This is a genomic window from Pseudomonas sp. AS2.8, assembly GCF_014190935.1.
Classification (GTDB): domain Bacteria; phylum Pseudomonadota; class Gammaproteobacteria; order Pseudomonadales; family Pseudomonadaceae; genus Chryseomonas.
Genome location: NZ_JACHVV010000003.1, coordinates 553,046 through 576,421 on the forward strand (window position 1 = coordinate 553,046; position 23,376 = coordinate 576,421).

General features: G+C 63.7%; 24 protein-coding genes and 3 pseudogenes. 9 read left to right on the forward strand and 18 right to left on the reverse strand.

The genetic code is table 11. The features are described from left to right. Window positions 1–122: 122 nt before the first annotated feature. Entirely contained in the window at window positions 123–1,076 is a 954-nt protein-coding gene (gene argC / locus FHR73_RS14990) for an N-acetyl-gamma-glutamyl-phosphate reductase (RefSeq protein WP_183632307.1), read from the reverse strand. Window positions 1,077–1,337: 261 nt separating this feature from the next. Between argC and FHR73_RS14995 the strand changes: the two genes are divergently transcribed. The 5 genes from FHR73_RS14995 to FHR73_RS15015 all read left to right on the forward strand — a co-directional run bounded on the left by FHR73_RS14995 (window position 1,338) and on the right by FHR73_RS15015 (window position 4,654). Beyond that, window positions 1,338–1,547: a DUF1127 domain-containing protein gene (locus tag FHR73_RS14995; protein WP_183632309.1), complete on the forward strand. Its 210-nt coding sequence runs from the start codon at window positions 1,338–1,340 to the stop codon at window positions 1,545–1,547. Between the two features lie 73 nt (window positions 1,548–1,620). Next, the gene (locus FHR73_RS15000) at window positions 1,621–1,941 is read left to right on the forward strand and encodes a DUF2388 domain-containing protein (RefSeq protein ID WP_183632311.1); all 321 of its coding nucleotides are present in this window, start codon (window positions 1,621–1,623) and stop codon (window positions 1,939–1,941) included. A gap of 100 nt (window positions 1,942–2,041) precedes the next feature. After that, window positions 2,042–2,341 carry a DUF2388 domain-containing protein gene (locus FHR73_RS15005; protein ID WP_183632314.1) on the forward strand — a complete coding sequence of 100 codons (300 nt, stop codon included), beginning with the start codon at window positions 2,042–2,044 and terminating at the stop codon, window positions 2,339–2,341. 34 nt (window positions 2,342–2,375) lie between these two features. Further along, window positions 2,376–2,696, forward strand: a complete 321-nt coding sequence (locus FHR73_RS15010) for a DUF2388 domain-containing protein (RefSeq protein ID WP_007160025.1) — start codon at window positions 2,376–2,378, stop codon at window positions 2,694–2,696. Continuing rightward, window positions 2,696–4,654, forward strand: a complete 1,959-nt coding sequence (locus tag FHR73_RS15015; protein ID WP_221191553.1) for a DUF4105 domain-containing protein — start codon at window positions 2,696–2,698, stop codon at window positions 4,652–4,654. Before FHR73_RS15010 ends, FHR73_RS15015 begins: the two co-directional genes overlap by 1 nt. Window positions 4,655–4,762: 108 nt before the next feature. Here the strand turns inward: FHR73_RS15015 and FHR73_RS15020 are convergent, their stop codons facing one another. Further along, a complete protein-coding gene (locus tag FHR73_RS15020; protein ID WP_183632318.1) occupies window positions 4,763–6,223 on the reverse strand; it encodes a YdgA family protein in 1,461 nt (486 codons plus the stop codon). 273 nt (window positions 6,224–6,496) lie between these two features. Here FHR73_RS15020 and FHR73_RS15025 point away from each other — a divergent pair, with 273 nt between their 5' ends. Beyond that, window positions 6,497–7,168, forward strand: coding sequence for a nucleoside/nucleotide kinase family protein (locus tag FHR73_RS15025; protein ID WP_183632320.1), 672 nt, complete (start codon window positions 6,497–6,499; stop codon window positions 7,166–7,168). Here FHR73_RS15025 and FHR73_RS15030 read toward each other — a convergent pair. The 3 genes and pseudogenes from FHR73_RS15030 to FHR73_RS15040 all read right to left on the reverse strand — a co-directional run. Continuing rightward, window positions 7,165–7,278 (reverse strand): annotated as a pseudogene (locus FHR73_RS15030) (helix-turn-helix domain-containing protein); the annotation flags it as partial. The gene FHR73_RS15025 and the pseudogene FHR73_RS15030 overlap by 4 nt on opposite strands. A gap of 167 nt (window positions 7,279–7,445) precedes the next feature. Continuing rightward, the gene (locus FHR73_RS15035) at window positions 7,446–8,021 is read right to left on the reverse strand and encodes a PIN domain-containing protein (RefSeq protein WP_183632322.1); all 576 of its coding nucleotides are present in this window, start codon (window positions 8,019–8,021) and stop codon (window positions 7,446–7,448) included. Continuing rightward, window positions 8,021–8,485, reverse strand: a complete 465-nt coding sequence (locus tag FHR73_RS15040; protein ID WP_183632324.1) for a helix-turn-helix domain-containing protein — start codon at window positions 8,483–8,485, stop codon at window positions 8,021–8,023. Before FHR73_RS15040 ends, FHR73_RS15035 begins: the two co-directional genes overlap by 1 nt. 428 nt (window positions 8,486–8,913) lie before the next feature. Between FHR73_RS15040 and FHR73_RS15050 the strand changes: the two are divergent. Continuing rightward, window positions 8,914–9,591: pseudogene (locus FHR73_RS15050) on the forward strand (GlxA family transcriptional regulator); the annotation flags it as partial. A 105-nt stretch (window positions 9,592–9,696) separates the two neighbouring features. Here the strand turns inward: FHR73_RS15050 and FHR73_RS15055 are convergent. The 6 genes from FHR73_RS15055 to FHR73_RS15080 all read right to left on the reverse strand — a co-directional run bounded on the left by FHR73_RS15055 (window position 9,697) and on the right by FHR73_RS15080 (window position 15,160). Continuing rightward, a complete protein-coding gene (locus FHR73_RS15055) occupies window positions 9,697–10,458 on the reverse strand; it encodes a TraI domain-containing protein (protein ID WP_260175726.1) in 762 nt (253 codons plus the stop codon). A 64-nt stretch (window positions 10,459–10,522) separates the two neighbouring features. Further along, entirely contained in the window at window positions 10,523–12,040 is a 1,518-nt protein-coding gene (locus FHR73_RS15060; RefSeq protein WP_183632326.1) for a conjugal transfer protein TraG N-terminal domain-containing protein, read from the reverse strand. Window positions 12,041–12,055: 15 nt separating this feature from the next. Further along, window positions 12,056–12,241 (reverse strand): hypothetical protein, encoded by a 186-nt coding sequence (locus tag FHR73_RS15065; RefSeq protein WP_183632328.1) that lies wholly within the window; start codon window positions 12,239–12,241, stop codon window positions 12,056–12,058. Between the two features lie 155 nt (window positions 12,242–12,396). Further along, the gene (locus FHR73_RS15070) at window positions 12,397–13,731 is read right to left on the reverse strand and encodes an integrating conjugative element protein (RefSeq protein ID WP_183632330.1); all 1,335 of its coding nucleotides are present in this window, start codon (window positions 13,729–13,731) and stop codon (window positions 12,397–12,399) included. A 74-nt stretch (window positions 13,732–13,805) separates the two neighbouring features. Continuing rightward, on the reverse strand, window positions 13,806–14,741 hold the full coding sequence (locus tag FHR73_RS15075; protein ID WP_183632332.1) for a TIGR03756 family integrating conjugative element protein: 936 nt from the start codon (window positions 14,739–14,741) through the stop codon (window positions 13,806–13,808). Beyond that, window positions 14,738–15,160, reverse strand: a complete 423-nt coding sequence (locus tag FHR73_RS15080) for a TIGR03757 family integrating conjugative element protein (protein ID WP_183632334.1) — start codon at window positions 15,158–15,160, stop codon at window positions 14,738–14,740. The genes FHR73_RS15075 and FHR73_RS15080 overlap by 4 nt, the downstream gene beginning before the upstream one ends. Window positions 15,161–15,493: 333 nt before the next feature. On the opposite strand from FHR73_RS15080, the gene FHR73_RS15085 reads away from it, so the two are divergent. Continuing rightward, window positions 15,494–15,964 (forward strand): antitoxin Xre/MbcA/ParS toxin-binding domain-containing protein, encoded by a 471-nt coding sequence (locus FHR73_RS15085; RefSeq protein WP_166655875.1) that lies wholly within the window; start codon window positions 15,494–15,496, stop codon window positions 15,962–15,964. Further along, on the forward strand, window positions 15,961–16,464 hold the full coding sequence (locus tag FHR73_RS15090) for an RES domain-containing protein (protein WP_183632336.1): 504 nt from the start codon (window positions 15,961–15,963) through the stop codon (window positions 16,462–16,464). Before FHR73_RS15085 ends, FHR73_RS15090 begins: the two co-directional genes overlap by 4 nt. A 272-nt stretch (window positions 16,465–16,736) precedes the next feature. On the opposite strand, the gene FHR73_RS15095 is transcribed toward FHR73_RS15090, so the two are convergent. The 7 genes and pseudogenes from FHR73_RS15095 to FHR73_RS22835 all read right to left on the reverse strand — a co-directional run. Then, window positions 16,737–19,604 carry a conjugative transfer ATPase gene (locus FHR73_RS15095; RefSeq protein WP_183632338.1) on the reverse strand — a complete coding sequence of 956 codons (2,868 nt, stop codon included), beginning with the start codon at window positions 19,602–19,604 and terminating at the stop codon, window positions 16,737–16,739. Then, window positions 19,604–20,032 (reverse strand): TIGR03751 family conjugal transfer lipoprotein, encoded by a 429-nt coding sequence (locus tag FHR73_RS15100; protein WP_183632340.1) that lies wholly within the window; start codon window positions 20,030–20,032, stop codon window positions 19,604–19,606. The genes FHR73_RS15095 and FHR73_RS15100 overlap by 1 nt, the downstream gene beginning before the upstream one ends. Further along, window positions 20,013–21,407: a TIGR03752 family integrating conjugative element protein gene (locus FHR73_RS15105; RefSeq protein WP_183632342.1), complete on the reverse strand. Its 1,395-nt coding sequence runs from the start codon at window positions 21,405–21,407 to the stop codon at window positions 20,013–20,015. The genes FHR73_RS15100 and FHR73_RS15105 overlap by 20 nt, the downstream gene beginning before the upstream one ends. Then, on the reverse strand, window positions 21,394–22,284 hold the full coding sequence (locus FHR73_RS15110; RefSeq protein ID WP_183632344.1) for a TIGR03749 family integrating conjugative element protein: 891 nt from the start codon (window positions 22,282–22,284) through the stop codon (window positions 21,394–21,396). Before FHR73_RS15110 ends, FHR73_RS15105 begins: the two co-directional genes overlap by 14 nt. Beyond that, window positions 22,281–22,949 carry a PFL_4703 family integrating conjugative element protein gene (locus FHR73_RS15115; RefSeq protein WP_183632346.1) on the reverse strand — a complete coding sequence of 223 codons (669 nt, stop codon included), beginning with the start codon at window positions 22,947–22,949 and terminating at the stop codon, window positions 22,281–22,283. The genes FHR73_RS15110 and FHR73_RS15115 overlap by 4 nt, the downstream gene beginning before the upstream one ends. Next, window positions 22,946–23,284 carry a TIGR03750 family conjugal transfer protein gene (locus FHR73_RS15120; RefSeq protein ID WP_409258689.1) on the reverse strand — a complete coding sequence of 113 codons (339 nt, stop codon included), beginning with the start codon at window positions 23,282–23,284 and terminating at the stop codon, window positions 22,946–22,948. Before FHR73_RS15120 ends, FHR73_RS15115 begins: the two co-directional genes overlap by 4 nt. Continuing rightward, window positions 23,257–23,365 (reverse strand): annotated as a pseudogene (locus tag FHR73_RS22835) (DUF3487 family protein); the annotation flags it as partial. The gene FHR73_RS15120 and the pseudogene FHR73_RS22835, both read right to left, overlap by 28 nt. Window positions 23,366–23,376: the final 11 nt, after the last annotated feature.

Sequence of the window (23,376 nt, forward strand, 5' to 3'; positions counted from 1 at the left end):
GGTCCAGCATCTGCCAACACTAAACAGCAAAGGAGCAGAACGGCTATCCACGCCGTTCAGCAGTTCAGACGGGGCACCAGGAAAAAGGTTCGCCCCGGCCGAACAGAAAGCCGGCGCCCTGACTAGCGGCCGCTGGCGAGCCCCAGACCCTCGTCGGCGCCCAGGTGCACGTTCATGCACTGGACCGCAGCACCCGCCGCGCCCTTGCCCAGATTGTCCAGCCGCGCCACCAACGTCATCCGCTCGGCATTGCCGAAGACGAAGAGATCGGCGCGGTTGGTGTCGTTGCTGGCCTGGACGTCGAAGAAGCCATTGTCCAGCTCCTCCTCGGCGGCCACCGGCGCCACGCGAATGAAGGATTCGCCGTCATAGTGACGGGCCAGCGCCGCCTGCAGATCGGCGGCAGTGGTACCCGGGCGCAGCTGGCTGGCGTGCAGCGGAATGGTCACCGCCAGGCCCTTGAGGAAGGGACCGACGATGGGGCTGAATACCGGCGCGGCGGTCAGACCGCTCTGTACCCGCATTTCCGGCAGGTGCTTATGGCCCTGGCCCATGGCATAGGGACGCGGACTCAGCAGGCGGGCGTCGCCGCCGGCTTCGTAGGCGGCGATCATCTGCTTGCCGCCACCGCTGTAGCCGGTCAGGGAAAAGGCCGACAGCGGGGTGTCCGGGGCCAGCAGGCCCGCGTCCACCAGCGGCCGGGCCAGCAGGATGAAGCCGGTGGCGTGGCAGCCGGGATTGGCGATGCGCTTGCTGGCGCGCAGCGCTTCGCGCTGACCGGGCGCCAGTTCCGGCAGGCCGTAGGTCCAGCTGCTGTCGGTGCGGAAGGCGGTGCTGGCGTCGATGATGCAGGTGTTGGGATTGGTCACCAGGCTCACCGCTTCCCGGGAGGCGGCATCGGGCAGGCAGAGAAAGGCCACATCGGCGGCGTTGAGGAAGCGCGCGCGTTCGGCCGGGTCTTTGCGCTTGCTCTCGTCGATGCGCAGCAGTTCGATGTCCGAACGACCGGTCAGGTAGTCCAGCAGACGCAGGCCGGTGGTGCCTTCCTGGCCGTCGACGAAAACTTTGAAGCTCATGGCGGTGCCTCTCGCGGATGGGCGCTGAAAGCCTCGATTGTAGCGACTCAGGCAGATCAGGCATACGTCGCGGAAAGCGGATACAGCCGTGTCTCGTCTGACCGGCGCAGTAAGCCGGATCAGAGCGGTTCAGGCAGGATCGATAGGTACAGATACAAAACTAAATGTTTTGTACGGATACAGTGTTCTGCAGCTGTAAGTGGTTCGGTCCTGCGTCAGCGGCGAAGCTGGGATACCTCCACTGCTTCGCTGGATATCGCCATGGATCGCCTCTTGCCTACCCTTACTTCCGTTCGCTTTCGTGCCTACCCGCTCGGCGTGCGTCCCCTACTCAGGTTGTTCATCCTCTGGCACCAGCGGGCCGTAACCCGCCGCCAACTGCAACAGCTGGACGCCCGGGCCCTGGCAGATCTGGGTCTAAATCAGGTTGATCAGTACCGAGAGGGCAGCAAGGGCTTCTGGCAGCGATGAAAATCCGCGGCAGGGTGAGACTTCCTCGGGCAGACGGTAGTCTTACTCAGGCCTATCCAGACGGGAGTCATCCATGAAAGCCTTGCACCTGGGCGCCGCTGCGGCGCTGTTCTGCCTGTCCACCGCCGCCTCGGCGTCGAGCTTCTATGTCACCACCGACATCATCGTCAACGCCATCGATGCGACCTCGGACACCACCTCGTCCATCACCGGCTCCTTCAAGAACGACAAGCTGGTACAGGAAGCCCGTGACGATGCGGCCACTTTCGTCGGCAGCGCCGGCGACATCCGCGGCGTACGCCTGGAGGCGGCGCTGGACCACCTGCGCAGCCAGGCACCCGCACTGCGCGAGGCTAGCGATGACCAGTTGGCCCAGGCGATCCTGGCGATCTGACGCGCAACACCGCGATACCCCCCGCGCCCCGTGCCTGCTAGCCCGGAGCGGGGGGCTGCGTTAGCCTTGGCGACCATCTGCCACCGGAGGGTCGTCATCTATGTATATCCGTCGTTCTGCCGCGCTGCTGCTCGGTCTCTGTGTTGCCACGCCGGTCCTGGCGTTCGACTCCACCACCGAGGGTCTGGTGAAGACCATCTACGGCACCAGCCAGCTCACCACTGGCCCCTTCCAGAACAAGCTGGTCCTGGCGGCGCGTGACGATGCCGCGGCCTTCGTCGCCACCGACGGCGCCCTGCGCGGTGCCCAGCTGGAGGAAACCCTCCGCGCCCTGCGCGCGGCTGATCCGGCGCTGCACGCCTCCGACCGGGAACTCGCCCAGGCGATTCTGAGTCAGTAGTCCGTTTCAATTCCGTGACATCCCTGGAGTATCCATGCGCCGTTCCCTGCTTATCGCCGCTGCCCTGACCCTGGGCGTTTCGAGCCTGGCTCAGGCCCAGACCCTGGTGGCCACCAGTAACATCGTGGTGCGGGCGCTGCAGCGCAGCATCGACTTCACGTCCGATACCACCACCTCCATTCGCGACGCCAAGATGATCCAGGCCGCGCGTGGCGATGCCGCCAGCTTTGTCGCCACCGACGGCGACATCCGTGGCGTCCAACTGGAAGAAGCCTTCCGTAGCCTGCGCGACCAGTTCCCGGCCGCGCGCCAGGCCAACGACTTGCAGCTGGCCCAGGCCATCCTGGCGCTGTGATGAACCGCGCCGGCCGGCTGCGGCAGTGGCTGGCTGGCCTTGCGGCCGGCCTGGCCCTCGGCGGGGCTCAGGCCGCCCTGCACCTCGAACTCGATACCCAGGGCCTGACGCCCGCGCAGATCCAGGCGACCCAGCAACTGCTGGCTGAAGCCCAGGCGCTGTTGCCACCCAAATTCAAGGCGGCGCTGGATGAGCGCATCCCGGTGCGCTGGAGCAGCGAGCTGCTGGAAGAAGCCTATGGCGAGGCGGACCGGCGCAATCTGCTGCTCAATCGCCGCCTGCTGCCCAGTCTGGTGGACGGCAGCGACACCCGCATCCAGACCGGCCGACCCCATGGCACCCAGCACCGCGAACTGCTGGCCACGGTGCTGCACGAGCTGACCCACTTCTATGACCGCGAGCGCGTCTGGACGCCTGAGCAGCGCCAGCTGATCCTCTCGTGCGGCGGCCTGGGACTGACTTCCGACCAGCTGCCAGTGAAATGCCAGGGCCAGGCCGGGCGCAGCTACACCCTGTCCGACGATCCACGGCTGCTGGACCTGGCCGGCTGGCAGGTAAAGACGCGTAAGCACGGCAATCGCGAGTCGAAGAATCTCTTCATCGCCCGCAGTCCCGATCTCTATGAAGTCACCAACCCGAAGGAATTCGTGGCGGTGAACATGGAGTACTTCCTGCTCGACCCCAGCTACGCCTGCCGGCGGCCGGCGCTGCAGCGCTACTTTGCCGAGCACTTCGGCTGGTCGCCTGCGCATGACGCCTGTCCAGGACGCTATCCCTATCTCAACGCCGGCAACGACTTTGGCGAGGCGCCTCTGGGCTGGCTCGATCCGGAGCGGGTCTATGCGGTCGACTACCTGTTGGCCGAGGGCAACGAGAAGGTCATGAGCCGCTGGGGCCACAGCATGCTGCGCCTGGTGGTCTGCGCCCCGGGCCGGCCGCGCGGCCCGGATTGCCGGCTGGACTTGCAATACCATCTGGTGCTGTCGTTCCGCGCCTTCGTCAACGACGTCCAGCTCTCCAGTTGGCGCGGCCTGACCGGCTCCTACCCGTCGCGGCTGTTCGTGCTGCCGCTGGCTCAGGTGGTGGACGAGTACACCAAGGTGGAGCTGCGCGGCCTGCAATCCGTGCCGCTCAAGCTGACCCGTCCGGAGATCGCCGACTTCCTCGAGCGGACCGCCCAGGTGCACTGGAGCTATGACGGCCAGTACTACTTCGTGACCAACAACTGCGCGGTGGAAACCTTCAAGCTGCTGCACGACGGGGTGCCGCGCCTGGCCGATGCCCAGCTCGATGTCATCACCCCCACTGGGCTGATGGATGCGCTGAGGTTCAAGGACCTGGTGGACACCTCAGTGCTGGACGATCCACGTGAGGCGCTGCGGCTGGGCTATCGCTTCGACAGCTTCCGCGAGCGCTTCCAGGCGATGTTCAAGGTGGCCCGGGAGCGCCTGAAGCTGCCCCAGGCGGATGTCGAGGCCTGGCTGGCACTGACTCCGCAGCAGCGTCGCGAGCAGTTCCAGCGCGCCGACCTGCGCGCCAGCGCCGCCTTGCTGCTGTTGGAGCAGGCGGCCTATCGCCGGGCGCTGCTGCAGGCGCAGACCGAGCTCAAGGATCGCTACCTGGGCCAGGACGCGGTGGACAAGGCGCGTTTCGGCAAGGCCGGTGGCGCCCTGGAGCAGATCCTCAAGGACAGCGGCTACCTGAGCCGTCCGGCCGAGCTGCTCGGCACCGACGGCTATGGCCTGCCGCAACCGGGCGAGTGGGAACAGTTGACCGCCGAGAGCCAGAAGCGCCAAGCGCACCTGCGCAGCCTCCGAGACACCCTCAACAACGAGGTCCGCCAACTGCTCTCGCCGGAGGCCCGCGATGGCCTGGACCTGACCGAAGCCAACCTGGACCTACTCGGCAAGCACCTGCGTGAGCTGAACAAGGCCAGTGGCGGGTTAGAGCTCAAGTAAGGCGGTTAAAGCGTTGGGCTTCGCGTTGCTCAATTCAACCTACGAGATTGGTGACGTAGGTTGAATTGAGGCGGCTCTATCGCCGAAGCCCAACAGCCCAAGCATCCGCTAGCGCTTCGGCGCCTTACCCTGGGGTTTGGCGGGTGCCGCGGGTTGCGGGCGCTCCAGCAGGGCCAGCAGCTGTTCTGGCGGGACTTCCTGGCCGTTGAGCATCAGCCGCCCAGCGCTGTAATTCAGGGTAGCCACCAGATCCTCGCCTTCAGCCTTGAGCAGGCCGCTGTTCAGGCCGATGCCGGCCAGCGCTTCGGCGGTGGCCTGAGCCTGCTGCTGCATGGCCGGCTGGGTGCGCTGGGCGCCCGCCTGGAACAGCACGCCATCCACCAGGCTGCCTCGCGCCACCGACAGGCGCGCATCGAGACCGGCCAGCATCTGGGCCGCGAGTTGCTCGGGCGGCAGATCGTAGGTCGCCGGCTTGGCCAGGGTCAGGTCCAGGCGCAGGTGGTTGCTGCCGCCTGGGGTGTCGAGACGCAGATCATCCACCACCAGCTGGGGACGCGCGGCGAGCACATCGCCGAGATGTTGCTGCAGGGTAGCCTGGGTGGTGGGGTCGAGGCCTTGCTCGGTATCCAGCTGCAGGTGCTGCAGCAGGGCATTGAGCTGAGCCAGGGCCGGGCTGTCGAGATTGCTGTAGTGACTGCTCAGGGTCGCCTTGCCCAGGGTCTGGCCGGCGATATTAAGCTGACTGAGGCTCGCGTTGAGCGTACCTGCCAGTTGCTGGCCCTGTTGCCGGGTGTCGCCCTGAATCTGCAGATCTCGCAGCTCGACTGCGGGCTTACCGGGCATGGCCAACAGCAGGCGGCCGAGACGCAGCTGCCCTGGACCAAGCCAGAAGCCATCGGCATTGCGACGGTTGTCGCCGGTCAGGCCGAAGCCTTCGGTCTCCAGCTTGGCCCAGCCATCCGGCGTGCGCACATTGAGGCTGAATTGCCCGACGGTGCTGTCCAGGCGCAGCCGACTGGCTTCCATGTCGGTATTGAAGGTGGCATTCAGGCCGGAGAAGGCCACCGCGCCCTGGGGCTGGTCCACGTGCAGGGCGGCCAGGGCGAGACCGCCGTCCACCGCGCGGTCGTAGCCCAGGGTGGCGTCGAGCTGTACAGGTTCGGCGCCCTTGGCCAGGGTGAAGAGATCGGCCGTGACCGGCGTGCGCGCCAGGGTGAAGCGGTTGACCGCCATGACCGGCGCCAACTGCAGGGACTTAAGGCGGGTCAGGGGGAGGGGGCCATGCTGGATGTTGTCGAGCACCCGCAGCACCTCTACGGGCGGCCGATCCTCGGCCTGTACGCTCAGACTGAAGGTGGCGGTGCTGCTGAAGATACCCCGCTGCAACTCGACCAGCTGGAGCTGCAAGGGGTACTCGGGGAGTTGCGCCTGCAGAGCCAGCTGGGCCTGACTGGAGGCCTGGCGCAATTCGCCTTCCAGCCGAGTGCCGGTGTACCAGGCGCCACCCACGGCGGTGCCGACGGCGACCAGGGCCACACCGGCGAGAGTGGTAAGTAGCGGTTTCTTCATGGTGACCAAATCCCTTTGTATGAGGCTCACGGCGGCGCGCGGCCGATAGGAGGCGGAGTGTACGAGAGCGCCAGGTGGATGCCGAGGGGGAGCAGCCGGTATCGGCTCGCCGGGCTGCAGACTGTGATGGCTTTCCGACCATGCCGGCGCAGAGTCGACGACCAGCTCCGCTGGGTGCTAGCGTGCCGCGATCCCCACTGCCGGAACCTCCGCCATGACCGCTCTCCTGTGCCTGCCTGCCATTTCCATCCTTGCGCTGCCGGGGGTGCCGGCATGAGCAGTCAGCGTCCGGTCGAGGGTCTGCAACTCCCCGCTGAACTCCTGGCCCGCGCCGAGGCGCTGCTGGCCCAGGGTGGACGTCGCCTGCTGGGTATCGCCGGTACTCCCGGCGCGGGCAAGTCGACCGTCGCTGAACTCTTGGCCGCAGCGCTGGGCGAGCGCGCCGTGGTCGTGCCCATGGACGGCTATCACCTGGCCAATCGCGAGCTGGCTCGTCTGGGCCGCGCCCAACGCAAAGGCGCGCCGGACACCTTCGACGCCCGCGGCTATCGCGCCCTGTTGCAGCGGCTGAAGACGCCAGTGGCCGGAGAGACCGTCTATGCGCCGTTGTTTAATCGCGAGATCGAAGAACCCATCGCCAATGCCATCCCGGTCCACGCCGAGACCCAGCTGGTGATCAGCGAGGGCAACTACCTGCTCTTGACCCAGGCGCCCTGGAGCGATGTCGCCGAGGTGTTCGACGAGTGCTGGTATGTGCGTGTCGATCCTGAAGAGCGTCGCGAACGGCTGGTCGCCCGCCACATGCACTTTGGCCGCAGCCGTGCGGACGCCGAAGCCTGGGTGGAAAGCACCGATGAGCCTAATGCACGACTGATCGACGGCGACCGGGCGCGGGCGGATCTGGTGGTGGAATGGCGGGATGGGGCGGCTGCCGGCAAGGCCTAAGCCTGTGCCCGCTGCCATTCGGTCGGACTCGCGCCGGTGATGCGGCGAAAGGCGCGGGCCAGGGCCGAGGGACTATCGTAGCCGACCTCGTCGGCGATCAGCGCCAGGGGCGGCGCTGCTGCAAGCGCTGATGCGCACGCGGGCGAATCATCAGCATGAGGCTGGGCTCGACCAAGTCCCGCCGCTCGCCCCGTGCGGTTTCGAAGCTCAGGCGTCCGCCGCGCAGCAGATGGACCTGGCCCGCACCTACCGGCCTAGAGCTCTGGCCCTGGCAGGGTCAGATCAATGACTCGAAGTTGGAGAGATGCTTAACGAGCTCGGGGAGCTGCTGCTTAAGCAACGTATCGAGTAGCTCGCAGGGCGTATGGGTAGGGTTCTTCAAAGAAGCACGCTGTCTTCGGGCTGCTTCAAGCACAGCTGCTTGATCCAAGTCCCATATGTCGGAAAGGAAGACGTCGGGATGCAACGCCTCGATCTCGAAGCACTTGAGGATTTCAGCAGGAAAGTCCCTGAGGTTATAGGTGACGATGACCGAAGCACCGCATTTGATGGCAGCGGCTAATACATGCCGGTCGTCTTCGTCTGGTAGGTCGAGCCCTTTCACCAAAGGCTCATAGTCCTTCACAAGACAGTCAGGAACTGCCCGATTCATGAGTTCGACAGTGCGATCGAGCTGCGCGCTTGTCAGGTCGGGACGGTTCTTCAGCATGTTTCTCGTCCACTCATCATGGATCTGCTCGGACCAGCGCGCTCGATACGCTCCAGTGAGGGCCAGTTGCATCAGCAAATCGCGCAGAGGTGCGGGGTACAGAACACAGGCATCGTAGATGACAGTGAACGGTGAATGTCTCATCAATACCCCATGTTAAGCGCTTGGGCTTGCGCAGCCAGTTCTTCCATAGCGTCCTGACTCGCCCTATCACGGTCAGCTTTGTAGACCATGAGGTCGGTGAACTTAATGCGTCGATGACTACCGGTCTTGGTGTGTGGAATCTGGCCTTCGTCCAGCAGCTTAACAAGATGAGGACGCGAGACATTGAGCATGTCGGCGCATTCTTGGGTCGTCAGCTCTGCATGAATCGGCACTACCTTCACGGTGTTGCCTAAGGCCAATTCGCTGAGTATGTCCCCGAGCAACTTAAGCGCGAGCGTAGGTAGTTCAACAACCTGGCGTTGCTGGGCCTCATCAACCAGTTCAATACGCTGAGTATCCAGCTTCGTTGAAACGAAAGCAGCGATCTGACGGCTTGATTCAGTAGCCGTAGCGATTGCTTTTTCATCCGGGAGAATGGTTCGAGCAAGATCGGCGGTGGTCATGATGTATCTCCCAAAGGCAACGCACATTTCTGGCGTCTCATACGCCACTAGCGTTTATAGTCGAAATAAACGAAACGTGCAATATTCGAAATAAACGAAAAGACCGTTGATGCCTACTTATCACTGCCGGAGTGACATGCACGTCGACCACTGATACCTGCCGACCGCGGGAGGCGGCCGGCAGTCTTGGTCAGGCAACGGGGATGGGGTTGTCGGCCAGCGCCTGGTTGAACCGGTTGATCAGCGCATGCTCCTGCGGGCCGGGATTGGCCCGCAGCGGCACCACACGATCCACTAGCACCTCGGTCTCGGCAGTGACCAGCTTGTCCAAAGTCTAGAGACGAAAGCGTCCAGTGGCATGGCGCGGCTGTCGCCAGCAGTTGCTGGTGGAGACCTAAGCCCTGGCCATCGAGCCGTCGCTCACACTGCTGGATTTCGTCCGCTTGGCCGGCGCCCAGGCGCGCCGCACAGCGGGGATCTGTACCAGTGGCTTTGCGCTGGTCGCGGCCGGTCTGCTCCACCGGCGCCGGGCTACCACCTATTGGTCCTTCGCACGGGCCATGCAGGATCGCTATCCACAGATCCGTGTCGAGGAGGACCGCATCTTCATCGTCGACGGCCCCGTGTGGACCACCGCCGGCCTGGACCTGGCCCTGGGCATGGTGGAAAAGGACTTGGATATGGAGGTAGCGCGCTCGGTGGCGCATCAGCTGGTCATGCAGCAATTCCGCTCTGGCGGCCAGACTTAGCATTCAGAACTACTGACCCTGATGCCGAAATCGGATCGGATTCATACCGCGCTCGCATACGCCCGGCAGCACCTGGGCCGCCCCCTGAGTGTTGAGGAGCTGGCCGAGGTGCCTCACCTGAGTCCGCGGCAATTTAGTCGGGTGTTTATCGCCGAGACGAGGTAGTTACCGGCAAAGGCCGTCGAGGGGCTGCGCCTGGAGACGGCACGTTTGATGATCGAGCAGCCCCGTCATTCCCTGGAAACGGTGGCGCGGGAGACCGGCTTTCGCAATCACCGCCATCTGCGCGGATTGTTCATGCGCGGCTTCGGCGTGCCGCCACAGATGATCCGACGCGACGCCCGTCGTCTGGCCTAGCCCAGGCCTTAAACGTTTCACGTGGAACCTGGCAGGTAGCGTTGAAATGGCCTATCCGCATGCGCTATTCAGGCTGCGACTTAGCTTAGAGCCCCTTACGCGCGCTTAACAGGAGGCTTGATCTGCCACAGCTTGAGCGGCCTGAAAGGCGAGATCTCCCAGGATGTCTGCGTGCGCTTCCTGGCCGCTCATCATGTACAGCATCTGTGTCCAGAGCACATCGTAGCTTGAGAGCCAGGTGAGCAGCTCCGGATCCAGCACGTGGACGTGGAGCAGTGCGGTGGCCGCGGCTTGTAAGCGATAGGGCCGCTCAGCCGGATAGTGAACGCGATAGGGGCGCTGCAGCGGGCCCTGCCAAGGCCGCCATGGCGTTCCGTCATCGTGTTCTACGCGGAGATCAACGACCAGCTTACCCAGATCCTGCAGCAGCACGGCGTAGGCCACCGCGGCCGTCCAGGCTTCGGCTTGCTCGGCCTGCTCCTCGGGTGGCGCGCCGGCAGGTAACAGGCAGGCCTGGCGAAGGCGAAGTGCGCAGATGATGCGGTGAAGCGCCTGATCGAGCATGCCTCCGGCGCACCGGTAGTGCCCGTCCTGTGAGGCGGGAAATTCCTGAACCAAATGGGCGTACCGCTGCAGGGGGGCGAGGTACAGCTGTGCGAATTGCTCGCGCGAGACCGCGGTGCGCTGCCAGATCTGTTCTACCAGGACAGTGCGCGCAGGACGCGCCAACAAGACGTCTCCCGGCAGGGGGTGACGTAGGCGTTGAGCCGAATCTGTCGTAGGGCCAGGATCAGGCAGTAGAGAGGCGTCGGTGCGACGATTGAGCCAATGTCTGAGCAGACTGAGGTCTCTGATGGCTAATCGCATCACCTGATGGAAAAAGCATATGTACTGGTTCACGGGTTGTGCCTGGTGGTTCAGGAAATAGCCTTTACTGCATCCCTTGTCGCAGCGCTTGGGTTCCCTTGCTGCCTGCGCCTCGTGCGTCTTGAGTGGCCGTTGCCAGCGCCTGAAGGGCCGCACCAGCCCGTAGGCCTGCCCAGGTCAGAGCCGTTATCCAGAATGTTGGAAAGGCGATAAACATCGTGGCCATGACGAAATTCAGCAACAGGTCACCGAAGGCGTTGTTCAGGCCAATCAGTGGATCGAAATTTCGATGGGGACGTCCGGCGCCAAAGCCCCAACCATAGAGAGCATCCAGGATGGTGCTATCGAGCCAACGGGCCAGCTGAAACCAGAACTCCACGAAGAAGAGCGCAAACTGCACGGTGCTGAGCGTCAGCGTGGTCTTGAGGTCGTAGGTGCCTATGACCAGCAGCAAGGGAAGGCCAATCACCAGCGCCATCTTCAGCAGCGACAGCACCATCGGCAGTGCCTGACGCACGACGTCCATGGCTGGAAAGAACCCCAGCGATCCCAAGGCTAATCCTGTGTCGCCGGCCAGGCGGGCGGCCATGTTAGGCAGCGACATATCCACCTGGCCGCCATAGTCGGTATAGACCTGACCCTGATTGAGCTTCTGCTGGCGCGGCGCGACGACAGCGCGTATGACCGCATCGTCTACGGTCTGCCGGGAAACAAAGCCTGCCCACTGCGCCAGACGGTTCAGCAGGCCGGCATCAACCTGGGTCAGCAATCGCTCGCGCAGCCCCCGTCCTGGATCGGACCACCATTGGCGACAGGTTGGATAGCCTGCGCCGTTGGGACCCGGTGCCAGGCCTGCATCACGCGTCGCTTCGTAAGGCCAAGCGGCGCGTGGAGTACGCGCCCGGTCAATGTCATAAAAGCCGGGTGAGTTGAGAAAATGGCGCGAGCCGATCCAGGTGACGTCATAACGCTGATCCGCAGCCAGGCCAGGGCGCTGCATGAACAGCCGGGCGCGCGAGGGTCCGTAGCACTCACGGGTGAAGTCGGCTACTTCCTGTGCGAGCAGTGGATCGGCAATGCGTGTGGCATCAAGCTCCATACGGATCTGTCGCAAGTCCGTGCCGCAGGGAATGGCCGCGATGGCCGCACCGGTCACAGCCTTTGATAGCGCGTGCACAAAGAACCACCAGACCGGTATCAAGGCCTGCTGTCCATTGAGCTGGGTATAGCTCAGGGCCCACCCCGTCTTGGCAGGGGCCGCAACGTCAACCTGGCATTGGCGGGAGCGGGTCATATCAAACTGAAGGGTGTTCAGCGATACCGGGATCATGGGAATCGCTGCAAAGGCGATGACGCCGATCGCTAGGAGCATGCGGCTTTCGATGCGTCGGGTAGAGAGCAGGCTCTGCTGACTTTCATCCGCACTGATGGTGCGAGTGTGCAGCCATTCCTGGATCACGATCAGCAGAAAGGGCAGCGCAAAGAGACCGCTGGCCAGCAAGAGATTCCAGATGCCGTTATGGATAAGCCAGCCGACCAGGGTGAGGTAGTACTCAAGGTAGTCCGTGGTGTAGAGCGTCATGACAGGGTGTCCTCACTACACGGCGTGGGCCCAAAGGCGCCATTCCGCAACCACCAGTGTCGACAGGGCCAGGCCTTCCAGCAGGTACAGACGTACCACGCCGCGTGATGACCCTTCGCGGGCGCGTACCCGTTGGTGCAGCCCATACCAGCCCCACGCCGTGAGGCCATACAGGCACAGCCGCCACAGCAACAGGAGCATCGCGTGCGCCTCCAGCCAAGCGGTCCAGGCCTGTAGTCGGTCTAGGGAAGGTTGGCCGAATTGCGGTGCCAGGAGGAGCACCACCAGGAGCACCAGCGCGGCCAGTGAGCGACGCCGCAGGCATTGTTTGCGGACCGCACGCCAAATGAGTTGCCTCATGGCGCATCCTCCTGAGGGGCCTGAATCACATCCAGGCGGCGGGGCGTGGCATCACCCTGGAAGATACCGCCTGAGCGAGCGGCGCGTTCGCGTTGGCGATCTACCACACGCGACGCCGCATTGGTCGTCAGCGTCCTGCGCAGCTCCAGCTCGGTCTTCAGGTTACCGACCTCCTGGGTCAGGGTTTCCTGCTCGGTACGAAGGGTGCGCGTGGCGATCTCATTTGCGGCGACGTTGGGCTCCTTGAGACCGGTCAGCAGCAACCGCTGGAGCAACAGCGCTTGCTCCACGACGCGTGACAAGGCCACCTCGGAGGCAAGACGCTCGCTTAGTACATCTCGGTCCGGCTCATCGCGTAAGGCCTCGATGACACCTCGGGTGACGGGCAATGCGCGGCTACCCGCAGCGGCAAGCTGCTCGGAGGTGGTGGGCGTGGTGCCTGCCACGAGGTCGCGCAGCGCGCGCAGGACCTTGTCGTACTCCTCCTGGATCAGCGGCGTCAGGCCTACGCCGGGTGTGGTTTGGGTCTTGGTGCACTGCGTACAGGTTCTAAGTTCGCGCTCTCCCAAGACTCGATTGGCCCAGGCTGTCGCGGCGTGGGGCGACGGCCAGACCTGACAGATCAACCGGTCGTGGCACTGCGCGGGGTCCAGGTCGGTGGTCTCTTGAGCACTTCGCCCGTTGAGCAGGTTGTAGCCTGCCCGGGTCACATCGCTGATCAGGCGAATCGGGGGCTGATCACGTCCTCCTGCTGGCGCGCCGGCCACCCAGGGCACGCCCTGCTGACCCCCGCGCGTTTCAGCCTGCTCGACCGCGGACACGCCGTCGCGACTGGCAAGGGTTTGTTTAAGCGCCATGCCTTCGGCCAGCTGATCCCATCCGGCGCTTCCGCCTGCAAGATCTGCCATGCGACCGGCCAGGGCGCGGCAACTGGCTTTGGAGCGATCAAAGTCCAGGCGCGCCTGGAGGATGCCATTGGTGAGGAGGTTATACAGGGCAGGATCTGCCCGCTGGATGATGAGCGCGGGCAGTGAGGCCACTGCACTGGTGGCGTTCTGGATGACGTTGTTCATCAGGCTGTGAAAGCCGTTGGTGACGCCATTGAGCTGATTTTGCACCGTGGTCGACAGGCTCATGTCGCCACAGACCAGGTTGCTGTTCCAGCCAACGCCCACACCCAAGCTCTCCATGTTGCCCGCCGGGCTCATGGACACCGCCCGGCCGCCGCCAATGCTGTAGAACACCTCGTCACTGAAGACCGGTCCGCTGAGGTTGATACCTGTGTTATCCAGGCGAAGTGATTGCGCGCCACTGTTGGTGAGCAGCAGCATGCCTGTGACAAGGTGCAGAGCCCGCCAAAGGCCCATTCGATGAGGAGGGGTCATGGAGATACCTACTGAGATCGCTACAGAAAGTCCTGGCTGCCCAGCAGCACCTGGCCCTGGCGCTCACAGCAGGCATAGGGGCGCCACAACGCCCAGGCGTAGTCGCCCTGCATGGCCTGTGGCCCTGCTTGGTCATGCGGGAACACCACGCAGGTGGACGAAAGCCGAGGCGCCAAGGGCTGCCACCTACCGGTTTGGGCATCGCCCTCTTTGAGCGGGCCGGCGGGCCAGTAACCCGGTTGCGGCTGCGCCCGCAGCGGCTGGTAGACGTGGGGCTGTCCCTCGCGTGTGACGATATCGCCTGCGCGCTGGGCGATGACGGCAGCGCCCTTGTAGTCATCGGCTTGATGCACAAAGCCGGTCCGGGGATAGACGGTGCCCCAGAGGTTGGCCTGCGCGCGGGTGCCAATCTCCCGTAGGCCGGGTGACACCGCTTCAGGATAGGCGCGCTCGGGTATGCCATATCGCCAGGCCAGGGTATCGAGCGTGCTGAGCAAATAGGGTTTGAACGGTGTCCCGGCGCCACCGCAGGTGTAGCCAAACTGGCCGGCGTACTGACCCAGGGCGGCAGCGCCGGGATGACCGATCACATCCGCATTCTTGAATAGGGCGAGGTTGTTTTCATGAGCATCGGCGCTGGTTCCTGCGCCGCCTGAGCGTGCCATGGCAGTCGCCGGACTTAGTGCACGCAGGGCCTGCCACGGGTTTTCACCGGTGTTCGAATAGCTGGCAACGACGGCGTCCGGAACGTAATGCCTGACCTTGAGCGAGGTGCGGACGCTACAGCCGCTTAAGGTGCAGTAAAGCCAGTAACAGATGCCGACAACGCGGTACTGCAGGCAGTCGGGTGAGGCCACCGAAGCTACGATAGCCGGGGTATCCAGCGCCAAAGCCGCGGTCGTGCTGGCAAGGGTGCCGGCCAGCAGCAAAGGACGCAGGCGAGCAGAGCGCTTCATGGCCGGCGGCCCAGCTGGTGTTCGATGCGTGCCACGGCCCGGGCCACGTTCGTATCGCCATAGACGACGTAGCGGTGATCAACCACTACGGCCGGTAGGTGGGTAAGCCCCAGATGCCAGGCCTGTAGGAGATCTTGGTAGGCATGGGTCAGTTGCGGGGCGAGGGCCGGCGTCTGTTCCAGACGATGGCGAACCCTTTGTTCAGCAGTCGTAAGGTTGGGTGGTAGGTCTCGAGAAAGCTCTCCTTGCAGCCACGAGGCCTCGTCGAGCAGAACGACACGGGCACCTTGAGTCTGGGTAAGTGGATGGTGGCGGTCCGTATAGGCCACAACGTCCACAGCCTCTGCGCGAAGGCAGGCTAGCCCCAGGACCAAGGGTCCCAGACAGGTAGGGCGATACCGGGCATTACGATGGGTCATGGCGGCAGTCGTCTCCAGGCGCGGGGATATGCCTAGTTCAAAAGACGACGAAGCCGAGTACCAGAAAGAATAGGGAAGCGGGCCTTACCGGATTTTTTAGCGACGTTTTTGCTTGAGCGCGCATGCGGCCAGCACCGGAGAGCCCCCTTTGTGAGCTGCAGTGATCGACGCTCAACGAAAATTCAACTGGCAGCGGGTCTGGACCTCACTGCCCCATGCTGCGTTGTAAGGCTGAAATGAGCGCCAGGCCAGCGCGCAATCGCTCGTAGGTATGGTGCGTTATGCGCCAAATGGCGGTAATGTATACGCCAAATGACGCTAGAGGGTTTTGTCATGACTACTGTCACCAGCCGGTCGACCAAAGACTACAACCTAGCCAAGCCGACATGGTTTCTCATCCATGTTGATGCTGGCCAGCTTAGTGATTACGACATCTACAAACGCACTACAGAGGGCTTTCACCGTCACGACGTAGATGCATTGATTTCGGCATATCAGCCTCTGGCGCACAAAAAGATCACCAGCCGCATCATTGGCAAATCGATCCGTACGCTGCAACGCCAGAACAGCGCAGGCCGTTCCGAAAGGCTGGATGCTCTTCAAAGCGCTGTCGCGTTCCAGTACGCCAAGGTGCTAGAGGACGCGATCAATGTGTTCGGTGACCAGCAGCTTGCAGAGCAGTGGTTGAGTCGGCCCTGTAAGTATCTCGACGGAGACATTCCTTTAGATGTCATCCATAACCCGATGGGGTTTCAGGCGGTCGAAGACTATCTAGAGCGGATTAAGTACGGGGTCTATCAGTGAATGCTTTGCCTTGGTCGGGAGCGTGGCATGCCTGGCGCCTCGACCGTGCTGAGTTTGCGGACACATGGGACAAAGGAATCGGAGCTCATAAGGTGGGTGGCCGATGGAATCCGCCGGGGCGCCACGTTGTGTACGCGGCTGCGGATCCTGCTACCGCGATCTTGGAAGTCGCGGTCCACACCGGGTTTGACCTGCTTGACATCGTCCCGCATGTGCTGACTTGCTTCACTGTGCTTGATCCAGACCTGATCAAGATCGTGCAACCCGAGGACGTTCCTAACCCCAATTGGTTAACAGGTGCCCGGCCTTCCCCGAATCAGTGTCAGTTCGGGGACAACCTGTTAGATAAGCATCCGTTTGTCCTCATCCCCTCCACGGTGTCTCGACACTCGTGGAATCTGCTCATGAGCTGCGATTTGGCAGAAGGCTCATACCGGTTGGAAAGCCAGGAGCGGTTTGGCCTCGATACGAGATTGCTTAAAAAAGTGAGCGAAGAGTAGAAAGATCAAAAGCGTTGCTAACGCAAACCCATAACTCTGATTTGCGTTTCGCATGCTTTCGGGTGGATTTTCCAGCGTGAAACCAGCGTTACGGATGTGAAGCACCGCTCCTGCTGACGGTAAATTATCGCCTCGCTTGGATAAATCGATTTGGCCACGCTTGGGTGGAGCATGCAGATTAGGGTATGCGTTTTCTATAAAGCCTATGGCAGTGCGACGACTGATCATCCCTGCGGATAATGAGCGACAGGTCTGCCTGAGCGGCCGCTTGTTCAGTTAGGCGGCGGCCTAGGAGGGTCAAGGAGGGCCGTGGTAATGCCACGCTGCTGGTCAAGCGCCTCTGCCATTTTGAACGCTGCGTCCAACTCGCTGAGCCCGTCCTGTTGCATATAGCGGTAGCGCTCAGCTTTTTCTTCCGGGTCGGTCATGGCCAAGGCCAGAACGAGGCTAGGCGGTACCACGCGAAAGAGCGTTTCCATCGACTTGGACAGGATAACCCCTTCGCTAAACTTGCCCGCCTCCTTGCGCGCAGAGCGCATCAAGGCCTTCTGTGCCGGCGTCAGCTCGCGGAAGCGGGCGATCTTCTCGACCTCATCGGGCGGCATCGACAGGCAGATCCACCACTCGATCATGTTGAGCATGGGTTCGGCCGCTGCTGGCAAGTCGTCCAGATTCTGAGTGGCCAGCCAGAACCAGGCGCCGAGCTTTCGCCACATCTTGGTAATCTTGACCACATAGGGTGCCAGCAGTGGGTTCTTGGTGATGATGTGTCCTTCGTCGGTGACGTTGATCAAGGGACGCCCCAGGAACTGATCGCGCTCAGCCAGGTTGTTTACGGCGTTGATGAGGCTGACGTAGGCCACGGCAAGCTGCGCGCCATAGCCCTCCCGGGCAAAGGTCGCCAGATCCACCAGGGTAATGTCAGCCTCAGGCCACGGGGTGCCAGGGCGATCAAAGAGTTCGCCGTCGCTGCCCTGACAAAACAGGCTCATGGCTTCGGCCATGTCCAAGAGGCGGGCGCGTCGAGGTTCGGGAAGGGCGTCGTCGCGCGCCTGCTCGCGTAACGTGGCGCAGAGATCGCGGGTCAGCACGGGCTGTCCCTGCGCTACACAACGTTCGGCGGTCGCCAATAGGCACTGACGCAGCAGGCTCCGGTCTGCGCGGGTCATGCGTGCGTCCTCGCGTGGATCTCCGCCGGTGATCATCAGGCGCGCAATGATCTCCAGTTCGCCCAGGACATCACGCTGCTCATCCGACGCCTCTGACTGATTACCCTCTGTACTGTCGAGCGCTTTGGGGGAGGTCGGTGTGACCAGCCGCCAGGCATCGGCGAAGGGTGCCAGGCTGATACCGCTGCCCGGTGTGAGGGTTACGCGGTGAACGGATAACCCCAAGCGGGCGGCGAAGTCGGCAAATAGCCCAAAGGAGTTACCGGCCTCGACAATGAATAATCGAGGTCGGTACAGCGCGGTCACCTGCTGCAGCAGGTAATTCAAGGTCGCGCTCTTGCCCGACCCGGTTGGACCGAACAGAAACAGGTGGGCGTTCATCTGGCGATCAAGGCGGCTCAGCGGGTCGAAGGTCACCAGACCCCCACCTCGATTGAAGAAGGTGATGCCGGGATGACCCGTTCCCGTACTACGGCCCCAGACAGGGGCCAGGTTCGCGGCGTGCTGCACGAACATCAACTGGGTATACCAATGCCGGCGGTCGGCCGCAGGATCAAAGACTGCGGGTAGCCAACGAAGGTAGCTGTTAAGCGGCGCCACCTCCGCGTCTTCGCGTACCACCTGCAGGCCTGCCGTCAGCAGCACGTTGTTAAGTGTGTGGCAGCGTTGGCGCAGACTCTCCATCGCCGGTGCGCGCACATAGAACGCCAACGCCCCTCGATACAGCTTGTGCTGTCCGCCAATCAGGGCCCGGGCCTGCTCGACGTCCTGGCGGGTGTGCAGGGAGGCGAGGGTGTCGCCCACGGCCTTGCGTGCCAGGGTATTGAGCTGCGCTTCCAATCCATCCTGTGGCGTTGCGACCACCGTCAGGCACATCACCGTGCCCTCTGGCAGCTGATCCATTACCGCATTGAGGGCCTCACCATGCCGCATCTCACCGCTCAGGTGGCCTGCTTCCGGAGGCTGACGCAGTCGATCAACCACCAGGACGCGATGAGGTCGATCGTCGAAGTACCACACCCCGGTGGTTCGGTCTGAGCGAGGTGGCGTGAAGAAAAGGCGCTGCGCAAAATCGGTCCCGCTGGCCAATTCCAGAGCGTCGGGTGGTGTCGTGTCCGGATAGCGGGTCAGGGTGTAGAAGCGTGCCTTGTCGGCGTCGGTATGGCCCAGGTGAGTGGGACCGGGATTGAACCAGCGCAGCAGCCAATCGTGGATGGCGGCAGCGTCCAGGCGTGTGCTGGACACACCCGCGCTGGCAAGCGCCGCAGTAAGGCGGTCGCAGGTTGCATTCAGGGCCTGCTCAGGCGCTGACACAGGGCTGCGGCGCGCGGTGTCGGGAAGACGCCGGTAGACGACCATCCGGGTACGGCGGTGCTTCCCACGCCAGGGCAACTGGGTCACGGTGGTGTCGTCGAACAGTCCACCAGGCGTGCTGACCGCCTGCAGGTGGCGGGCGGTCAGGCGCAGGTAGTAGTCCGTGAAGACGCTGTGACGCGCGAGAGGGCGGACGTAGTCGGACAGTGTGTCGAGGTAAGCCTCGAAGGTGGGCTCGTCCTGGGCATAGAACTGAACGACCCAGGGGCTCTCGTCGTGCTCATCGAGCGTTTCCTGCAGGGCGGTTTCTACGGCGTCGCGCGCTTGCGCGAACCAGTCAGGCTCGCGTCCTTCTGTCGCCAGTGGTTGCAACTCGAAGAAGGCCGCCACCGAGCGGCCATCGTCCAAGAGCATGCACTGCGCATCAGGCAGGTATTCCACCCACGGCAGGAGATCGACGAACGAGGGCGCCTGGGCGTACAGCCTGTCCTGATCGGCCTGGGTAGCAGGCCGGCGTTTGGACTGGGCCAGGCAGGCGCCCGGGGCGGCCAGCCCGTGCTTGGCTAGCCGCATGACATGGGCCTGCCAGGCATCCGATGACTGAGGATCCGGTGTCGTCTGGCGCAGGCGCGGCCAGCGGAGCCAAGCGCGGCGCATCAGTAGTCCTCCACGCGCTCACCGGGCAGGGCGTAGGGTACGTGTCGATAGAGCGGAAATACTGTGCTGTAGCCTGGTACCGGAACCGACTCCTCGCCGGCCAAATGCGGGAAGACATACATCACCAGGTCAGGGTTGGGCAGGCGGGGAAATTGCTGGTTGAGGGCCTGAGCGCGCTGGCGCACGTCCCCACGCATGCTGCTGGAGGGATGCTCATCCCCGACGGACAACGGACGACGCACCTGCTGCCGGGCCTCGTTCAGGCGAACCTCGGCGCCCTGGACACTGCTCGTGTGGGTAAGCCAGAGGTCGAGCATGGTGTGATCACCGGGCGGCAGTAGCGTGTCCTTGCTGGCGCAGCCTGCAAGCGCTAGGGCCAGCAGCGGAGTGGCAAGCGCGAAAGTCACGTCAGTCCAAGGGCGCTGCATGGAAGCCTCCTGTCAGGTGATGAACGCGTCGCCCCTGGGGGGCGTAATCCAGCGTGACGGGCCGCTCCAGGTGAACCGCAACCTGGGCGCCGGGTTTGACGTACACCGCTGCGAAGGCTTGGCCATAGAATCGATTGACCCATTGCGACAGGTCCTGCATACCGCTGGCCAGGATCTGGTTGAGCGCCCCCTGTCCGGACGTGCTGGTGGTGCCGAACGTGCCGGCGCCGCTGAAGACGGCATGCGTGCCCTTGTCGGCTGACAGGAGCGATGCCGCGCCAGCACCTGCGGCGGTGATCAAGGCCTGCGAGCCCAGGTACTGGGCCGCATTGCTACGCCGCTCACCCGCTACGCAGGGAATGCCCTGGTCATCGCTGATCCAGCCCAAGGCGTTGTCCGCTGACTCACCGCGTCGGGCCTGGCCGCTGGGCGGGTCATCGTCAGGTAGGGTGCGGATCGTGCCGTCGGTAAAGACAAAGGTCAGGCTGCGGATCTGTCCGCGGACGCAGGACAGGGTCCAGTCGCCAGAGGCCGTTCCGCTAACCACGGCGCCGGCCACGTCGGGTAATTCGATGCCGTTGGCGGTCAGGTTGTCCGGGCCGATCAGCACCTTGAAGGGGTAGGGGTCATTCACCGTGCCGTCGACGGGGACGCGGCCGATCAGTGCCGTCATGGCGACCGAGCCCACCAGGGTGGCATTGGCCGGCAAGGTATAGACCGGTTTGGCCGGAGCATCAGGTGTGTGGCTCATTCGGTCGTCAGGGGCTGGGCCAGGTGGCGACTCAGGGGCTAATCCCAGCTGCAGTGGCCGCGCCTGGCTCTTGCTGGACGCAGCGTCAGGCGGCACATCGCTCGGCTCAATCCAGCGCAGTGGCACCTCAGTCGCCGCTTCTTGGGTGGGTTCCAGGCCGAGCCCTACCGGCAGCTCCGTGGCATCGTCCTGTGCGGGGGAGTGCAGGCGCTGCTTGACGTCGTTGAGCAATCGTTCGGTCTGCTGCCGTTCACGCGCCAGCTGCTCCTGAGCCTGCTGCCGCTGCTCCCGCTCGGCCTGCAGGGCGTGTTCGATTCGCTGATCAACCAGCGCGGTTGCATCCTCTGGACGGCCGGGCGCATGACGTGAGTGCTGCACATCGCGCGTTGCAGTCTCCAGCTCCTGACGCAGCTGCTTGACCTGCGCCACCAGGGTCGCGACGGTGTCCCGAGGGGAGTCGCCTTCAACCCCCAAAGCGGCGCGTTCCTCTTGGGTCAGCGCATGAGCGGTTTCGGGCTCAACATCAGACGTACTGGAGGACCCGGTGCATCGCGTAAGGCCAACGGCAGTCATCATTCCAGCCAGGGGAATGGCCGCCCATTTGAGTAGGCTACTGGTCTTCATCGACATTACCGTGGCGCAGCGCGGGCAAGACAGGAGGGCGAGGTGCGACGTCTGGGAAGGGCGTGACCCTGGGGAGCACGGCGCCCCGCAGTCCCTGGTGGCAAGTAACGAGATAAACCACTGTGGTATCGGTGGCCTGACCGGACGGGCCAAGGTCGGGGTGCTGGAAGGTGGCAGCCACAAAGTCGCCCTGTAGTGCCTCGGGTACCAACGCGATAGGACGTGCGCTTTGATTGCTCAGGCGAACTGCGGTGACCCGTAGGTGCTGCAGTTGCCAGGCGGCGAGGGCGCTTGCCCTAACGGGTAGCCCTGGCAACAGGCTGTCCAGCGGCAGCTCTTTCTCTACCGCGGCGGAGCGAATGCCCTCGACTGGCTCAAGGGTGCGTAAAGGGGCATAGAGACGCTGGGCGGCATAGCGGGTCAGGGCCATCGCCAGGGCCGCGTCCGGAACGCTCTGAGCAGTACCGGCTTCGGGCGTAGTCGACGCGGGCGACGACTCTTCGCCTGGCGCATCCAGAACGATTCGAATCGGCTCCGCTGGCGGTTGACCCGATTTGGCCGGCTCTGCGGCGATGTCGAGCAGGATGATCATGCCCGTCTGCACATCCTGTACCTGCAGCCGCGTGGGCGGAAGCACGGTGCTGGCGCGCAGATACAGCGCGCCGCCGGTGCTTTGGATACGCAAGCGATCACTCAGGGCTGTAGGGACGCCAACGCGCACCTTGCGATCAAGGAACACGACACGTTCCTGGCCTACCGTAAGCGGCACCGCGAGGGGCAGGCGCTTCCAATGCAGGATCTGTGTGGCATGACCGGGTGCTGCCACACCGAGCCCAAGGAACAGCGCGGCGAGCAGGGATAGGGGCTGGCGAGTCATGTGGCGGCTCCTGGGGCTTGAGCAGGCGTCGGGTCCGGATGGGAGTCGATGCGTTGTGGCGGCTGGGCATAGCAGTCCAGCGCAAGGCCGAACGGGTTGTGCTCGGGGTCTTGATCCAGCCGCACGACCTTGAGCTGGTAGCGCACCAGCGCCCGCTTGATCTGCTCGCTGCTGTAGTACTCATCCGCCGTCAGATCCAGCGTGACGATCCAGTCGCGAGGTGAGATCACCCTGACCCGACGCGCCGGGTCCTCGCCGTAGCCGCGTCCTGGGATTTCGTAGACGCCCCGGACGCGTAGCCGCAGCTCGCCGTTGGCGCGTCGGCGCTGATAGTCCTGCTCGAGGAAGGCCTGGCAGGCGGGCGTGAGGTAGGCCGAGAGGGTTTTGAGGTTGCGCGGGTAATCCGCCTCGCCATCGCTGGGCCAGCGCTGCAGCTGCTGCCAGATGTAGAAGGCGAAGGCATAGACGTTTTCGGGCGGTACGTCCCACCAGCGTCGGGTGCTGCCTGAACGCAGGTCAGGCGGGATATGGATGGTCAGATCCCGCGGCGCGCTCCACCAGCCAAGGCCCAGTAGCAGCGCCAGTAGGGCCAGGGCACCGGCGGCTAGGCGAAGGGTGCGTATGTGCGCCTGCAGATGCACGATTTCGTGGCGAAAGCGGCTCATGACCAGCGCTCCCCTTTACGCAGGACCGGCCGGGAACGTCGTGTGCTCCAGGTACCTGAGCGCAGGATCAACGTCTGTCCGCCGACCCAGATGGCCAGGAGGGGCAGGCGGGTTGCTACCTGCCATTGCAGGTGCCGATGCAGCCAGGTGTCAGGTCGTCCGCGCTTGAGGGTCTGCAGCAATCCGCTGCTCAGGTAGAGCCCAACCGCCAGCGTGATGAGGATGCCGGTGGGCAGCACCGCCAGCTGCCCAACCACAACCGCCAGGGGCAGACTCAGCCCTAGCCCGATCAAAGCAAACAGCGTGGTGGCAAACCAGAGTTCGTCCGCGGTCAGGCCTCGAACAACGGCCGGTTGGCGATTGAGTCGATGGGGCAGGAACAGAACCTGGCCGTCTTCGGCGCGTACGGTCTCCATGGTAAGGATCG

Bases quoted from the DNA above. Each gene is read 5' to 3' on its own strand.
- argC (WP_183632307.1), bottom strand. From the start codon at position 1,076: ATGAGCTTCAAAGTTTTCGTCGACGGCCAGGAAGGCACCACCGGCCTG.
- FHR73_RS14995 (WP_183632309.1), top strand. From the start codon at position 1,338: ATGGATCGCCTCTTGCCTACCCTTACTTCCGTTCGCTTTCGTGCCTAC.
- FHR73_RS15000 (WP_183632311.1), top strand. From the start codon at position 1,621: ATGAAAGCCTTGCACCTGGGCGCCGCTGCGGCGCTGTTCTGCCTGTCC.
- FHR73_RS15005 (WP_183632314.1), top strand. From the start codon at position 2,042: ATGTATATCCGTCGTTCTGCCGCGCTGCTGCTCGGTCTCTGTGTTGCC.
- FHR73_RS15010 (WP_007160025.1), top strand. From the start codon at position 2,376: ATGCGCCGTTCCCTGCTTATCGCCGCTGCCCTGACCCTGGGCGTTTCG.
- FHR73_RS15015 (WP_221191553.1), top strand. From the start codon at position 2,696: ATGAACCGCGCCGGCCGGCTGCGGCAGTGGCTGGCTGGCCTTGCGGCC.
- FHR73_RS15020 (WP_183632318.1), bottom strand. From the start codon at position 6,223: ATGAAGAAACCGCTACTTACCACTCTCGCCGGTGTGGCCCTGGTCGCC.
- FHR73_RS15025 (WP_183632320.1), top strand. From the start codon at position 6,497: ATGAGCAGTCAGCGTCCGGTCGAGGGTCTGCAACTCCCCGCTGAACTC.
- FHR73_RS15035 (WP_183632322.1), bottom strand. From the start codon at position 8,021: ATGAGACATTCACCGTTCACTGTCATCTACGATGCCTGTGTTCTGTAC.
- FHR73_RS15040 (WP_183632324.1), bottom strand. From the start codon at position 8,485: ATGACCACCGCCGATCTTGCTCGAACCATTCTCCCGGATGAAAAAGCA.
- FHR73_RS15055 (WP_260175726.1), bottom strand. From the start codon at position 10,458: ATGCGATTAGCCATCAGAGACCTCAGTCTGCTCAGACATTGGCTCAAT.
- FHR73_RS15060 (WP_183632326.1), bottom strand. From the start codon at position 12,040: ATGACGCTCTACACCACGGACTACCTTGAGTACTACCTCACCCTGGTC.
- FHR73_RS15065 (WP_183632328.1), bottom strand. From the start codon at position 12,241: ATGCTCCTGTTGCTGTGGCGGCTGTGCCTGTATGGCCTCACGGCGTGG.
- FHR73_RS15070 (WP_183632330.1), bottom strand. From the start codon at position 13,731: ATGCTGCTGCTCACCAACAGTGGCGCGCAATCACTTCGCCTGGATAAC.
- FHR73_RS15075 (WP_183632332.1), bottom strand. From the start codon at position 14,741: ATGAAGCGCTCTGCTCGCCTGCGTCCTTTGCTGCTGGCCGGCACCCTT.
- FHR73_RS15080 (WP_183632334.1), bottom strand. From the start codon at position 15,160: ATGACCCATCGTAATGCCCGGTATCGCCCTACCTGTCTGGGACCCTTG.
- FHR73_RS15085 (WP_166655875.1), top strand. From the start codon at position 15,494: ATGACTACTGTCACCAGCCGGTCGACCAAAGACTACAACCTAGCCAAG.
- FHR73_RS15095 (WP_183632338.1), bottom strand. From the start codon at position 19,604: ATGCGCCGCGCTTGGCTCCGCTGGCCGCGCCTGCGCCAGACGACACCG.
- FHR73_RS15100 (WP_183632340.1), bottom strand. From the start codon at position 20,032: ATGCAGCGCCCTTGGACTGACGTGACTTTCGCGCTTGCCACTCCGCTG.
- FHR73_RS15105 (WP_183632342.1), bottom strand. From the start codon at position 21,407: ATGAAGACCAGTAGCCTACTCAAATGGGCGGCCATTCCCCTGGCTGGA.
- FHR73_RS15110 (WP_183632344.1), bottom strand. From the start codon at position 22,284: ATGACTCGCCAGCCCCTATCCCTGCTCGCCGCGCTGTTCCTTGGGCTC.
- FHR73_RS15115 (WP_183632346.1), bottom strand. From the start codon at position 22,949: ATGAGCCGCTTTCGCCACGAAATCGTGCATCTGCAGGCGCACATACGC.